The sequence below is a fragment of the Deltaproteobacteria bacterium genome, from assembly GCA_016183235.1.
GTDB lineage: Bacteria > UBA10199 > UBA10199 > DSSB01 > JACPFA01 > JACPFA01.
In genome coordinates this window covers 1-12,896 of record JACPFA010000031.1, presented here as the reverse complement: position 1 = coordinate 12,896, position 12,896 = coordinate 1, and the positions used below count along the sequence as shown (strand labels likewise).

Below are 12,896 nucleotides of genomic sequence, written 5' to 3'. Positions count from 1 at the left end.
TCAAGTCCGGGGCAGGCTTGCCCGGGATGACGTAATGCCGTCATGCCGGACATTGATCCGGCATCCATATATGACATTACAACTCCTTTACCATGATTAGTGCATTTTCATGGTTGTTTTTATAATAACGCTTTCTTACCCCTACTTGCTTAAAGCCAAAACGCTCATATAAACTTTTAGCAGCCAAATTACTCTCTCGCACATCTAAATAAATAATATGAATATTTTTGGTTTGGGCCATTTGAATCATTTGGTTCATTAAAGTTTCGGCGATATGTTGGCGACGAAAGTTGGGGTGAACGGCAATGCTAATCAGTTCGACCTCGTCGTGGATAATCCAAAAATCGATATAACCAGCTAACTGTGAGTTGATTTCAGCTACCCAAAGATTAGAACAGGTAATTTTTAATTCATCTTGAAAAACAGCCTCGGAGTAAGGTTCTGGAAAACTTTGTTTCTCAATTTCTAAAATGGCCGGGATGTCTTCTTTTTTAATGGGGCGTAAAGATAGTGTCATAGACCTCCTGAATCAACTCTGGCATATGGATCGAAAACAACAACGCAGCGACTTTAGTCGTTGATTGAAGTTTACTGCGTGCTTGGTTATTCAATTTATCAGCCTTGGTCAAGAGGATGGTAACTTTAATTCCAAAAAATTGAAAGTACTCTAAGGCCTCCAGGTCTTCTTTTTGGATACCTCGCCGGCTATCGACTAACAGCAACAATTCAGAATCAGGGGGTACTTGACGCAAAAAACCTTCTAAAAAGTATTGCCACTGCCCCACTTCTTTTTTGCTGCGTTGGGCATAGCCATAGCCAGGAAGATCAATCAAAACCGTTTGCTGATCGGTAAAATAATAATTGATCGATACCGTTTTGCCAGGGGTCTTGGACACCTTGGCCAATTTCTTCTGCTGAAACAACGCATTGATCAAACTCGACTTTCCAACATTAGACCTCCCCGCCAACAATACATGTTTCAAGGGTGGCGGCGGTTTGGGCAATTGCTCTAGAAGAAACGCCGTAAGAATTTGGGTAATTTTAGCTTTAGGAATAAAGGGCATAAAAAATCTCTCTTGGGGTCAAGACTTGACCCCAAATTCTGCGGCGGGGCTCCTCTGTCATTGCGAACCCAGCAGGGTGAAGCAATCTCTTCTGTTTAAGCGGTGGGATTGCCACGCTCGCCAACGGGGCTCGCTCGCAATGACAGGAAGCCCGTGCCGGCTAGCCCCATATGAGGGTCTAAGCTTACGCGCCGGGTCGACAAAGCTACGCGTACGCGAGCTGCAAACTTAGAACTTAGTTAGACTCATAAAGGCGCAATTTTTTTGGCCTGGGCATATACCGCACGATCACCTAACTGTTGTTCAATGCGTAATAATTGATTATATTTTGCGGTTCGATCAGCGCGGCTTAAGGAGCCGGTTTTGATCTGCCCTGCCCCTACCCCTACCGCAAGGTCAGCAATGGTAGCATCTTCGGTCTCGCCGGAACGATGTGAAATAACCGTGGCATAATGGTTTTGTTGAGCTAATTGAATCACCTCTAAAGTTTCGCTGAGAGTACCAATTTGATTGAGTTTCACTAAAATAGCATTGGCCACTTTTGAAGCGATGCCTTTTTTGAACCGGGTTGGGTTGGTGACAAAAATGTCATCACCCACGAGCTGAATTTTGTTGCCTAGGCTTTCGGTTAAATGCAACCAACCTTCCCAATCATTTTGATCCAGACCATCTTCAATCGAAATAATAGGATATTGCCGGCACCAGTCTTCATAAATGCGAATTAAATCATCGCTGCTTAAGTTTGATTTGCCTTCACCTGCAAGATTATATTTTCCATTTTTGTAAAATTCGCTACTCGCGACATCTAGCCCTAAGGCAATATCTTTCCCCGGTTTTAAGCCAGCCTTTTCAATGGCACTTAAAATAATTTCAACGGCAGCTACATTTGAAGTTAGGTTAGGTGCAAAGCCACCTTCGTCACCCACGCTGGTGGATAGTTTTTTCTGATGCAAAATATTTTTTAAATGATGAAAAACCTCGACCCCCATCCTCAAAGCATCGGCAAAGGTTTTTCCGGCAGTAGGGATAATCATGAATTCTTGAAAATCAAGATTATTGTCGGCGTGCTGGCCGCCATTGACGATATTCATCATGGGTGTAGGTAGTAAAAGCTGCGCTGTGCCCGTTAATTTTTGCAAATATTGATAGAGGGGCATTTTTTCTGCAACACCAGCGGCCTTAGCCACAGCTAATGAAACCGATAATAAGGCATTGGCACCTAACTTTGATTTATTAGGGGTACCATCAAGGGCCAGCATGATTTGATCGACTTCTTTTTGGGCAAAAGGATCTCTGCCCACCAGCGCGGGTTGCAAAATAGTTTCAACATTAGAAACGGCTTTTTTAACCCCCTTGCCTAAATAACGCTCACCCCCGTCGCGCAATTCAATGGCTTCAAATTCTCCGGTCGAGGCACCGCTGGGCACAGCGGCCCTACCCATGCTGCCATCGGATAACCAGGCATCGGTTTCAACCGTGGGATTACCCCGTGAGTCCAGAATTTCCCGTGCAATAATGTTGGAGATGACAGTCGACATTTCGTTATGGCGGGTAACATGAAGAGGGAGAAGAGTCAATAATGATGGGCATGATGCCAAACAAAACGGCGGATGCCTAACCATGTTGGCAAGTCCTCGAACTCGTCTTCTGGTTTAGCAGGGCGTAGAATACTTGACCTTATTTCCGAAGGACCCACACTGGCATGATCACGACCCTCATACGCACCTTGCATAGCTGTGGCAAGAGGGCCTCCTCCTGGCAACTCGCGTATCGCTTGTAGGGCATGGGCAAAGTCATTGTATTGGCCGTTTCGTGAACCCAATAAAACCAATACCCGGCGCAGGGCCCAGTTGGGCATGCTATTTAATGTAGGTATTTGGGGCAGGATTTTTTCACCAGGAAGATAGAGAGCAAGCCTGTCAATTCGGCCGGCCGTCCATGTGCCAAAGCCACTTTCGTCGTTTGTATGTCCCGGATGGGTCATGCGCAGATTATAGATATGGGGCCCTCCTATTGCGATTCTGTCACCTTCTCCGAGAATGATGGGGATTAGCAGAGGGATACGCTCTTCATTAATGAAAACCCCTCCTGAGAACCCAAGGTCTTCAAGATACACGTGACCCTCTACGATTTCAATTTTAACTCGGTAATCACTCTTATCAAAGGGATTGAGTTGAATGATACCTTCGCTAGGTTGAAGTTGTGCTGGGACACCTGTACCCAGGAAAATTTTTGTAAAAGGTGAAATGTCTCCCTCAGTTTTGATCCATCCTCTTTTAGGCCACCACACTTGAAATTGAGGGATGTCCATATGATCTTCGCCTACCTCAAATTCCCAGCCCAAGGTATTATGATCCAGTTCAGTCTGATGAGGCATGTCAATAAAACCTTCGTAAAAGATTCCATACTTCACCATCAAGTTCTCGACGACTTTCATCAGACGTGGGTTGATTTGACGAATATATTCCATCAACCTCAAGGTGCCAGGTTCGATTTTTCGGTAGGCCTTGGGAGAGAGTTGGCTCGTTTCCTCGAATGCACTTCCAAGCAATCGCTGCAATTCGGCCAGAGGGCCATTTTTGAAGAAATTTTCTACGTCTACAGGTGTGTTGGCAAAAAAGTCCTTTGCCTCTTTTTCGTTGCCTCCTAGGCCAAGCAAGCCCCTTCTAAAGCCTTTTTGCAAAGCCCTTGCACTGGGCCAAAGGTAACCCCCTTCGGAAAGGTTTGGGTTTTTCCAGCCCTTCAAATGTATTTTTAAATTTTCTAACTCCTTGGGGTAGTACACTCGTATATAGGCAATAAGGCGAATCACCGTGGGTTCAACGGCTTTATATCCCTCCCATCTTGAGAGGCCGCTCTCATAGATGGCTTTGTGGATCAACTGTTTCAAAACATACAGAGGACCTTCTTTGATCAGCTCGTCAACTTTCACACTTCCCTTAAAAAATGGAGCCACCTCTTCTCGGCTAGGTTTGTAGGTCTTGGTGGCTGTAGGTTGTTTAGAAGCACCACTCTCATCATTGCCCTGGCTTAACATAATTCCTTTTGGGATATCGGTTTTTGCCCTGGGCATTTTACCGATACCCACCGCCAATGGGTGTTGAGGCCAGGTATCGCCCAAGATGCCGTAGAGATCCTGTGCAATTTGTCGGCTCATCCCGATGAAATCAAGGGCAGGGGCTGTGGGTGTTGTTGCATCAGGGTCTGAAGGGCCTGTGTTAGAATCATCTGCGGCTAATTTTCGAATGGCTACGAGGTTTTGAAGTGTCTGCCTTGCTAAATAGTCGTTGAATTGTTGCACCTTTTGGAGAGGCAATATTTTCTCCATCCCATGTTTATTGCCGTAATGAATCATAGCTAGTTCGGTGAGACCACTTACTACGTCATCGAGAAGGGGGGTTGTTCGATCGTATAAATCTCGTTCAGCAGCCTTAATTCCACCCATGGCTGCCAAGGCATTTACCCCTTTTTGCGCGAAAAGGGCAAAGCGACCATTCCCATGAACCACATGCCTGCCAGGGTTGAGTTCATTCATCAAGGGCAAGAGTCGAATAAAGAGATAGGCCATGAATAATTCCTTCTCTTCTCCATCTTCGTGGCTTGCGGTATGGGGAGAAAGTAAGTCAGTCAGGCCTCTATTCGCATGAAGAAACACGGGTGTGTTGACCACATAGCCCATTTCTGACAAAGACCCTCATGCTTTGTGGGTAGTTTTTTTGAAGGTCTTTTAAATGTTCAATAGCTACTTTAACTTTTCCAATCCTGAATTCATAATGAGCTGCGGCAAATTCTTCCCTGGCCCAGGCCTCTTGTACCTTCTCATCACCAACCTCTTTTGCATAGTGTGCTACGTCGATATGGAGGAATTGGGCTGCCACGACTGCTTCGTCATAGGCCTTGTGGGGGTCTTGAGAATAACGACTTAAGATCTCGTCTAAGCTATGTTCGTAAAGAGCCAGGCGTTTTTCAACATAGCTTTGAGCTAAGCGGTTCTTCATGAGAGGGTCAAGGGTAAACCCCATTAATTCTTCGTAGCTGCGGCACAAACTTTTTAGGATTACCATGATACTAAAAAAATAATCTTCAAGGTTTATCCATTCCTGTTGTAAATAATATTCAACGCGGCGAATGTGAAAGTCAGCCTCGAGTTCTTCATACTGCGTTCGAAGGGCCACCCAATCTTCTAAAAAGGGGCATTGTGCAAGTTCATTCAGTAACTTTTTAGCGTCGTATAATAAAACCTCTTGTTCAGGAAAACTTTCTGAATCTTTCAAAAGGGCATAGAGCACTTGGAGTTCCTTGGCCACGTATTCTGGTTTGTGAGGGATCTTAGCCGTGTCAAAACATTCCTGGGCTTGGGCAAAGTAATGATGGGCCTTGGGCCTGTCTTGCATCCATTGTGCTGCCAGTCCCCATTGGACAAGCTTAATGTAATTATTTTCAAGGCCTTCGGGGCCACCTACGTCAGGGTGTGCAGTTTCGATCAAATCATAGACGCGCTTGCTCCAGGCCTCGTAGACAGGCCGTGCTTTTTCTAAAGTTGAAGTTGCGTGGTGTTTTTGCTCGGCATCGATTTGCTTCAAACTTGCTGTTAATAAATAATCAGAAACTACTCCAGGGTTGGGAGGTCGGGGCTGATCGAGTAAAGAAGTGCTTAAAGTGGCTTCGGCCGCTTGGAGGCGCTTTTTTAAATCGGGTAGATTAACACCGATTTTTGCATAGGTGACAAGTAACAGTTGTAGGTTGGCATCGCTGGGATCTAAGGTGTAAATGGTTTCAATCATGGTCAGGGTTTGAGCTTGGATTTCTTCTGGAGATGGCGGTAGTGGCGTTTCAACCCCGGAAACTTGCTTGCTTGTGTCAGGTTCAATGGCTGCGCAATAGCCATCTAAAGATGGAGGAGATACCAAGTCCCCGTTTACACATAACGGGTCTGTTGTGACACAACTTGCAATCTTGGAATTACAACTGAAAGACGGGTCTACCCTGACCATGTTCCCCCCGGATTTGTTATTCATGTTCTCGTTATAAAATAATAAAGGTTGCTTGATGCGCGTGGGGTCAAGATTTTATAAGCTCGTCGACTTTCCCACAATTCCACAGCTTCTACTGCTAGGTTAAGGAAGGAAACGTTCCAAAGGCTTCAAGACAGCATTGAGCTTTTTATCGAGGCTCCACACTTGCGATTTGGAATTTCTTGCAGCGGTAATAAGGCAGGCATCGATAAGCCCGATGCCTTTGCTGCCCCAATGATTTTTAGAGGAGAGGAGCCCAGCTTGGATCCATAGCCCTCTTTCTTCTATTTTTGGTAAGAGCTCCCAATATTTTGTAATTATTTCTGCTTCGCTACGATGACGAACGCCTTGCAGTAATTCGGAAAATACGCACTCTATGGCTAAGACATGGAATAGTTCAATTTCTTGGCGAAGGGCAGCGCTTACCGTAAGGTTATTTTTAAAAAATTCAATCCACACAGAAGTGTCGACAATAATCATGTTAGTTTTCTATTGAGGGCCCGCGCTTTTTGGGCCGAAAAAGAAGCACTGAATTTTAAGGGGTTTTTCTGAAGGGAGCTGTTCAACTCGCGTAATTTTTGCATAGCCAGCCATTCTTTTAAGGCAATAACGATGCAATCCGTTAAATTTTTGCCTTTAGCCTTTTTTTTGACTTCATAAACTAACTGATCAGTAATTAAAGCCGTGACTTTCATACGATGAATCATACGATACTCAATCGTATAAATCAAGGAAGATTGCCACGCTCGCCTTTGGGGCTCGCTCGCAATGACATAGAAGCCCTGCTAGTGCTTCGACAATTGTAAGATAAAAATTAAGCGAAGGACTAGGCTCGCCACCTGCATATGCACTTGACGCCACCGTTGTCATTCCCGCGAAAGCGGGAATCTAGAAGTGTTTGAAAAGACTGGATCCCTGCCTTCGCAGGGATGACAAGAAAAAAGTGAGTGGCGTCAAGTGCATATGCTAGGCTCGGAATGACAGTTAATTTCAATGATTGCACGGTTTTTTCTCGAAGAAGGCGATGATTTCGTCTTTTTTGGCGGCGGCGTCTTGGTAGCCCAACTGCAATAACATTTTGAGATAGTCCGAGGCAAAGGTGAGATAACTCAAGAGGTCAAGGCTGGCGTCTTGGTTAATGTCGAGGGCGCGTAAAATAAAATTTTCTAGGGTGGTAAAATGGGGGTGATGATGGTGGCTATTGTACCAATTATAAAACACGTCGCTGATGGGAGTGCTGGGATTGATCTTGATGTATTCGATGCTGCGAAATCGACGCTTGGCTTGTTGCCCCGAACGCAAGACTTTCTTAAGCCCGGCATTGATTTTGTCTAAATAGTCATCGCCATATACTTCAACGCTACGTTCAATGATTTGATTGATGCGCAGCATTTGCTCCATATCGTATTCGAGCCGGTCTAGAAAAATGCCATTGAGCATTTTACCCAAGTATTCACCCACCGAAGGCGGCCCTTGGTCTTTAACATCTTTTTCATCAACCTGACGTTGAGCTAAGTCGCGAGCCTCCGAATGCAAACTCACAATAAATAATTTATTCGCCCCAAATTGCACCGCGGGTGACAGAGGCGTGTTAAGTCGCACCCCGCCATCAACATAATGGTGACCATCAATGGCAATACTTGGGAAAATAAAAGGGATGGCAGCACTGGCCATGGCATGTGAATAATTTAAATCTACTTCATGCACTTGATACGGGCCGACATATTCTATGGCCGGCTTCTTTTGAACGAATAATTCCGTTTTCCCGGTTTTCATACGGGTGGTGACGAGCGACACAACTTTAAGACGACCGCTGTTGACGTTTTGAGAAATTTTGTTCCAAGACACATGTTTTTTTAAAAATTCTACAAAAGGTGCGGTGTTAAAAACCGAGTGAAAATGGTGTTGGCTTTTTTTGTGACTGGCAAAGGGATTGAGCCGAGTTAAATTGCGGGTAAGGCCCAAGAAGGTATTGCTTAAAAAATTCCCTAGGGCTTTAAAATTACGATAATAAATTTCTTCTTGTTTGACCTCAGCCCATAGCCGGCACAATTGTTCGCCTTGAAGTTCAGGGTGATCAGCGGTGGAGGCCATAAAAGAAATATTAATTGCCCCCACACTCGAGCCACATTGGATGGGGAAATTGAGTTCACGAAAAGGTTTAGGCAGCCCCGTGCGAATAAAATGCAGCACACCCGCTTCGTAGGCCCCACGAGCCCCTCCCCCACTCATCACCAACGCCAAGCGTTCATTGCGATTCTTCACTGTTTAATTGTAATACAAATTGAGGTTCTTAACCAAAGAATCTTTTTCCGTCATCCCGGGCTAGACCCGGGATCTATTCTTCTCATACATGGATGTCGGATCAATGTCCGGCATGACGGCATTACGTCATCCCGGGCTAGCCTGCCCCGGACCCCGATCCGGGGACCCGGGATCCATGAAGTTACAATTCACAAATGTCAGGGTATAAATCGTTCCAATGAGGGTTTGTTTTTTTAATCAACTCTATCTTCCATCTTCTTTTCCAATTTTTTAATTGTTTTTCTCGTGGAATAGCCTGCTCGTAAGTTTCATAAGGTTCAAAATAAACCAGATTATCCAAACCCTATTTGGTAGTAAAAGAATTCGGATTAACCTTATTTTTATGTTCCCATACTCTTTTGGGTAGATTCGAAGTAATACCAATGTAAAGGGTGCCGTTGCGTTTATTGGTCATAATATATACAAACCAATTTCTCATAGATTTCCACTATGGATCCCGGGTCCCCGGATCGGGGTCCGGGGCAGGCTAGCCCGGGATGATGCTTTTCCCATCATTATCTAACTCAAGCTGTCAACGATGGTGTCGCGTAATTTGGTGATGATGGGGCTCTTGGCGAGTTTGGATTGGGAGGTGAAATTGGGCGGGTTTTTTTCGTTTAATTTTTTAAAAATATAAATGATGCGATGCAGAGCGGTTAAGTTGGTCATCACGCCAATTAAGACTAATGCAGCAATGGTGATGTATTCTGGGGCGTTGATATTACCCCCGCTAACGGCAAGTTTAACCAGGGGGCTAAATACCGAACCTACTCCAAGGTAAACGATGCGCTCGGGGCGTTGCATGGTGCCACTATCGCATTTAATCCCTTCACTTAAACCGCGGGCGCGGGTGTAACTCACCATGAAAGAACCAATGAGGCCGGCGATGACAAAATACAACACCCAGGATTCACGAAAATAAATAGCGGCCCCTAAAAAAACTACCGCTTCGCCCAAGCGATCCATGACGGAGTCATAAAACCCACCTGACACGCTCATTTTCCCTGAAAGCCTTGCAATCCTTCCATCAAAAATATCGCAGGTGCCACTGGCAATGATCATCCACCCTGCAACGCCCACCAAGCCTTGAGCAAAGGCGATGCTGGCAAAACAACTGAAGAGAAACCCCACGGTGGTTAAACCATTGGGGCTAATGCCTAAACGTATCAATAATTTTAGGATAGGGTTGGTTGACCAAATCCAATATTCGCGAAACCATAAATTTAATAATCTTGAGCGATGCCGGGTGGCCAATTCTTCATCGTGAGGCAATTTCCAGTGAGTTATTGCAAAGATAATAAGCATGATGAAGAAAAAACTATTGATCGCAATCACTGGCCCTAGGCTAATCCAAAAAGGGTCCAAGTTTTTAAGGGCGCTCAGCATAATAAAATGACTCCTAGACTATACACTCCTAGACTATACAGTTGAATTTATCAACCGTCATCGGTATGAGCTTTGCACTATGAATGATGCCCAGCGTAAGCGTGCCTTGTTAACCTTATTTAGTGTTATTTTACTGGATCTGATTGGTTTTGCCCTGTTGGTACCCACTATCCCGCTTTTGGCCAAGACTTATCATGCGAGTGGTACAATCTTGGGCGTCATTGTTAGCTCTTACACCGCTATGCAATTTTTGTTTGCGCCGTTGTGGGGGCGGCTTTCAGATAAGATTGGCCGCAAAAGGGTGTTGATTATTTCAATCGTAGGTGCCGGGTTTAGCATGATTCTGCTGGGGTTTGCGACTAATCTATGGATGATTTTTTTATCTCGACTCTTAGGCGGAATGTTTGCCGCCAACATTGGGGTGGCAAGTGCTTATATTACGGATATTACCCCCAACCATGATCGGACCAAGGCCATGGGGTTGATTGGCGTTGCCTTTGGGGTGGGGTTTTTATTGGGACCTACTTTAGGGGGGATGTTAGTTGGCTTTGGGCAACATGTTCCCATTTTTGTGACCAGTGGTTTAAATTTTATTAATGCAATTTATGCCTATGCGGTTTTGCAAGAAGATCGGCATGGCCTGCATGGGGTCAAACGCGAAAGCCTGCCACTAAGACAAGTATTGACCCATTCCCTACTTTTAAAAATTTGTATCATCAATTTTGTTTTTACTTTTTCTTTAACCCAATTAGAAACGACTTTTGCATTTTACATGAAAAGTATTTTTTCTTCGCCTGATTCGCAAATTTATTTTATTTTTTCGTTCATGGCATTGCTCATGATCTTGGTGCAAGGGGGTTTGATTCGGCGGCTCTCCCCTCGTTATTCAGATATGACTTTATTAATGGTGGGCGCTGGGATTTTAAGTTTGGGTTTTTTATTACTTCCACAAGTGCATTATGTTTCGATTTTACTGCTGCCGCTCGCCGCGGCTTCTATTGGGCGTGGCGTGGCACAGCCTTCTTTAACCAGCATGGCTAGCAAAGTGATGGATACCGGGATTGGAACGGTAATGGGGGTTTTTACAGCTAGCACAAATTTGGCTCGTTTTGTGGGGCAACTCTCAGCCGGGGCATTTTTTGATTTGCGGCCTAGTGTGCCATTTTATGTGGCAGGCACGCTGATGCTGCTAGTGTTTGTCATTGTAAAAATCGATCAACAACTAAAGCTGCGTATAATAACGGCAAATAGATAATCGAAAGAAAAAAGCAGCGCCGTGCCCAAACGGCGTTACCTTGGTTTTTAATCCCTAAACAAGTGTAGCCGAAAAAAATAATCCCTAATATTAAAGCTGCAATAAAATAAAAACGACCTACAAGCCCCAAGGGTGCAGGCATGAGTGAAATGGGAATTTGGATAAAGGCATAGGGAATCATTTGATAACAGGTAGCCATATTCCCTTGCGTTAAAGGCATCACTTTAATCCCAGCTTTAAAATATTCTTCTTTACGAAAAATGCTGATCGCTAAGAAATGAGGGATTTGCCAAATATAAAGGATGGCAAAGAGGCTCAAACCTTGTAAATCTAAGCGATGGGTAAGCGCTGTCCAACCTAACCAGGCAGGCATGGCACCTGGCACTGCTCCAATCCACAAAGCTAGAGGGGTTTTGCGTTTTAAAGGTGTGTAAACAGTTGTGTAAAGTAAAAGAGAAATGGCGGCGAGCAAACCGGTAATGGGGTTCACCCATTCCATCATCGCAAACACGGCAATGATGGAAAGTATAAGTCCAATCCATAAAGCTAGGGCACTTGGGATACGCTGGGTAGGCAAAGGCCGGTCAGCGGTTCGAGTCATGAGGCGGTCTAAATCTCTTTCCAGGTACATATTAATCGCATTGGCCCCTGCCACTAATAAAAAGACCCACCCAAGAATCGTTAATACGCGCAGGGGTACCAAGGGCATAGGGGTTAGCCACATGCCGCCAAAGGTGGTGATGAGCACGAGGGGAATAATTCGTGGTTTGAACAATTCAAAAATAGCCACGAGAGATTTTTGATAAGAAATCATGGTGAGGCTTTCACGCGAATACTGATATAAACTAACGCGAGCAAAAGCAGCGCTCCCACCCCTAAATGCCCAAGGGCGACGGGTAAATCAAGATAAGTATAAACGGATAGGAATCCCAAAGTGATTTGGGCAGCCGTTAATATCATCAGCAATAAGATAGGTTGATGATGGGATAAATTTTTAACTTTTAAATAAATTGGAAAACCGAGCAGCAATATTCCAAGCCCCATCCCCATTAAACGATGAGCCATATGTAAATAAAGTAAGCCCGAACCACCCGAGGGCCAAAGCGAGCCTTGGCAAAAAGGGATCTCTAAACAAGCGAGGCTCGCCCCCGTATGTTTCACCAAGGCCCCCAATAAAATTTGCACGTAAAGTAGCACCAATAGTAGAAGCGAAAAATGATAGCCACAAGACTGAGTAGACACTTGTTTTTCACCGGTTGAATTTTGATTCATGATTAGAAATAAATAAAACAAAGTTGCCAGGAAAAGCATGGAGGCACCCAGATGAGCTGTGGATACTAAGGTCGGTAACCGATAAATAACCGTGATGCCTCCCAAAATTCCCTGAAACACCACCAATAGAAAAGCCAATAAGCTTAATTTTTTGAATTTCGAGGATACTTTAGAATCATGCAAAGTTTTTAGAAAAAAGATGAGGGTGAGTAGCCCAACTAAAGAAGCAACTAAGCGATGCGAATGTTCAATGGCAACACCGCCTTGCATCTTGGGAAAAAATTCGCCGTAACATAATGGCCAATCCGGGCAAGCGAGGCTCGAACCCGTTCCGTGCACTAATCCCCCCATTAAGATCAAAATAAAAGTTAAGACTAATAGAATTAGTAAAATAGAGCGCATATTGAAAGGCACGAGCTAGCAAGTCTACTCAACTTGGTCAACACAAGTTGCTGCACCTGTGGTAGCCGAGTGAAAGTGTCAGTACTAACTGCCGAGTGAAAATGTCAGTAGCTATCCTCCGAAAGGAGGAGAAGGATGCTACTAACAATGAGAGATAAAAATAAAATTGAGGTAATTGAGGCAGTCATGGACGAGAGG

The 12,896-nt window shown here is 44.7% G+C and carries 12 protein-coding genes and 1 pseudogene; 1 reads left to right on the top strand and 12 read right to left on the bottom strand.

Going from position 1 to position 12,896, the window contains the following annotated elements; all coding sequences use genetic code 11:
- Positions 1-76: 76 nt before the first annotated feature.
- The 10 genes and pseudogenes from rimI to HYU97_07650 all read right to left on the bottom strand — a co-directional run bounded on the left by rimI (position 77) and on the right by HYU97_07650 (position 9,769).
- Positions 77-517 carry a ribosomal protein S18-alanine N-acetyltransferase gene (gene rimI / locus HYU97_07695; protein MBI2336626.1) on the bottom strand — a complete coding sequence of 147 codons (441 nt, stop codon included), beginning with the start codon at positions 515-517 and terminating at the stop codon, positions 77-79.
- Positions 492-1,064 (bottom strand): ribosome biogenesis GTP-binding protein YsxC, encoded by a 573-nt coding sequence (gene ysxC, locus HYU97_07690; GenBank protein MBI2336625.1) that lies wholly within the window; start codon positions 1,062-1,064, stop codon positions 492-494. The genes rimI and ysxC overlap by 26 nt, the downstream gene beginning before the upstream one ends.
- A 245-nt stretch (positions 1,065-1,309) precedes the next feature.
- Positions 1,310-2,602, bottom strand: a complete 1,293-nt coding sequence (gene eno / locus HYU97_07685; GenBank protein MBI2336624.1) for a phosphopyruvate hydratase — start codon at positions 2,600-2,602, stop codon at positions 1,310-1,312.
- 35 nt (positions 2,603-2,637) lie between these two features.
- A complete protein-coding gene (locus HYU97_07680) occupies positions 2,638-4,743 on the bottom strand; it encodes an FHA domain-containing protein (GenBank protein MBI2336623.1) in 2,106 nt (701 codons plus the stop codon).
- Positions 4,700-5,974, bottom strand: a complete 1,275-nt coding sequence (locus HYU97_07675) for a hypothetical protein (protein MBI2336622.1) — start codon at positions 5,972-5,974, stop codon at positions 4,700-4,702. The genes HYU97_07680 and HYU97_07675 overlap by 44 nt, the downstream gene beginning before the upstream one ends.
- A gap of 207 nt (positions 5,975-6,181) precedes the next feature.
- On the bottom strand, positions 6,182-6,559 hold the full coding sequence (locus HYU97_07670) for a PIN domain-containing protein (protein ID MBI2336621.1): 378 nt from the start codon (positions 6,557-6,559) through the stop codon (positions 6,182-6,184).
- On the bottom strand, positions 6,556-6,774 hold the full coding sequence (locus HYU97_07665; GenBank protein ID MBI2336620.1) for a DUF2191 domain-containing protein: 219 nt from the start codon (positions 6,772-6,774) through the stop codon (positions 6,556-6,558). Before HYU97_07665 ends, HYU97_07670 begins: the two co-directional genes overlap by 4 nt.
- 295 nt (positions 6,775-7,069) lie before the next feature.
- Entirely contained in the window at positions 7,070-8,344 is a 1,275-nt protein-coding gene (locus HYU97_07660; GenBank protein ID MBI2336619.1) for a patatin-like phospholipase family protein, read from the bottom strand.
- Positions 8,345-8,525: 181 nt separating this feature from the next.
- Positions 8,526-8,822, bottom strand: a pseudogene (locus HYU97_07655) (GIY-YIG nuclease family protein).
- Between the two features lie 80 nt (positions 8,823-8,902).
- Positions 8,903-9,769, bottom strand: coding sequence for a CDP-alcohol phosphatidyltransferase family protein (locus tag HYU97_07650; protein ID MBI2336618.1), 867 nt, complete (start codon positions 9,767-9,769; stop codon positions 8,903-8,905).
- Positions 9,770-9,848: 79 nt separating this feature from the next.
- Between HYU97_07650 and HYU97_07645 the strand changes: the two genes are divergently transcribed.
- Entirely contained in the window at positions 9,849-11,024 is a 1,176-nt protein-coding gene (locus HYU97_07645; GenBank protein MBI2336617.1) for an MFS transporter, read from the top strand.
- Here the strand turns inward: HYU97_07645 and cyoE are convergent.
- Positions 10,969-11,838, bottom strand: a complete 870-nt coding sequence (gene cyoE, locus HYU97_07640; GenBank protein ID MBI2336616.1) for a protoheme IX farnesyltransferase — start codon at positions 11,836-11,838, stop codon at positions 10,969-10,971. The two genes, HYU97_07645 and cyoE, sit on opposite strands and share 56 nt — an antisense overlap.
- Positions 11,835-12,698, bottom strand: a complete 864-nt coding sequence (locus tag HYU97_07635; GenBank protein MBI2336615.1) for a heme A synthase — start codon at positions 12,696-12,698, stop codon at positions 11,835-11,837. The genes cyoE and HYU97_07635 overlap by 4 nt, the downstream gene beginning before the upstream one ends.
- Between the last annotated feature and the right edge of the window lie 198 nt (positions 12,699-12,896).

Bases quoted from the DNA above. Each gene is read 5' to 3' on its own strand.
- rimI (MBI2336626.1), bottom strand. From the start codon at position 517: ATGACACTATCTTTACGCCCCATTAAAAAAGAAGACATCCCGGCCATT.
- ysxC (MBI2336625.1), bottom strand. From the start codon at position 1,064: ATGCCCTTTATTCCTAAAGCTAAAATTACCCAAATTCTTACGGCGTTT.
- eno (MBI2336624.1), bottom strand. From the start codon at position 2,602: ATGTCGACTGTCATCTCCAACATTATTGCACGGGAAATTCTGGACTCA.
- HYU97_07680 (MBI2336623.1), bottom strand. From the start codon at position 4,743: ATGGGCTATGTGGTCAACACACCCGTGTTTCTTCATGCGAATAGAGGC.
- HYU97_07670 (MBI2336621.1), bottom strand. From the start codon at position 6,559: ATGATTATTGTCGACACTTCTGTGTGGATTGAATTTTTTAAAAATAAC.
- HYU97_07665 (MBI2336620.1), bottom strand. From the start codon at position 6,774: ATGAAAGTCACGGCTTTAATTACTGATCAGTTAGTTTATGAAGTCAAA.
- HYU97_07650 (MBI2336618.1), bottom strand. From the start codon at position 9,769: ATGCTGAGCGCCCTTAAAAACTTGGACCCTTTTTGGATTAGCCTAGGG.
- HYU97_07645 (MBI2336617.1), top strand. From the start codon at position 9,849: ATGAATGATGCCCAGCGTAAGCGTGCCTTGTTAACCTTATTTAGTGTT.
- cyoE (MBI2336616.1), bottom strand. From the start codon at position 11,838: ATGATTTCTTATCAAAAATCTCTCGTGGCTATTTTTGAATTGTTCAAA.
- HYU97_07635 (MBI2336615.1), bottom strand. From the start codon at position 12,698: ATGCGCTCTATTTTACTAATTCTATTAGTCTTAACTTTTATTTTGATC.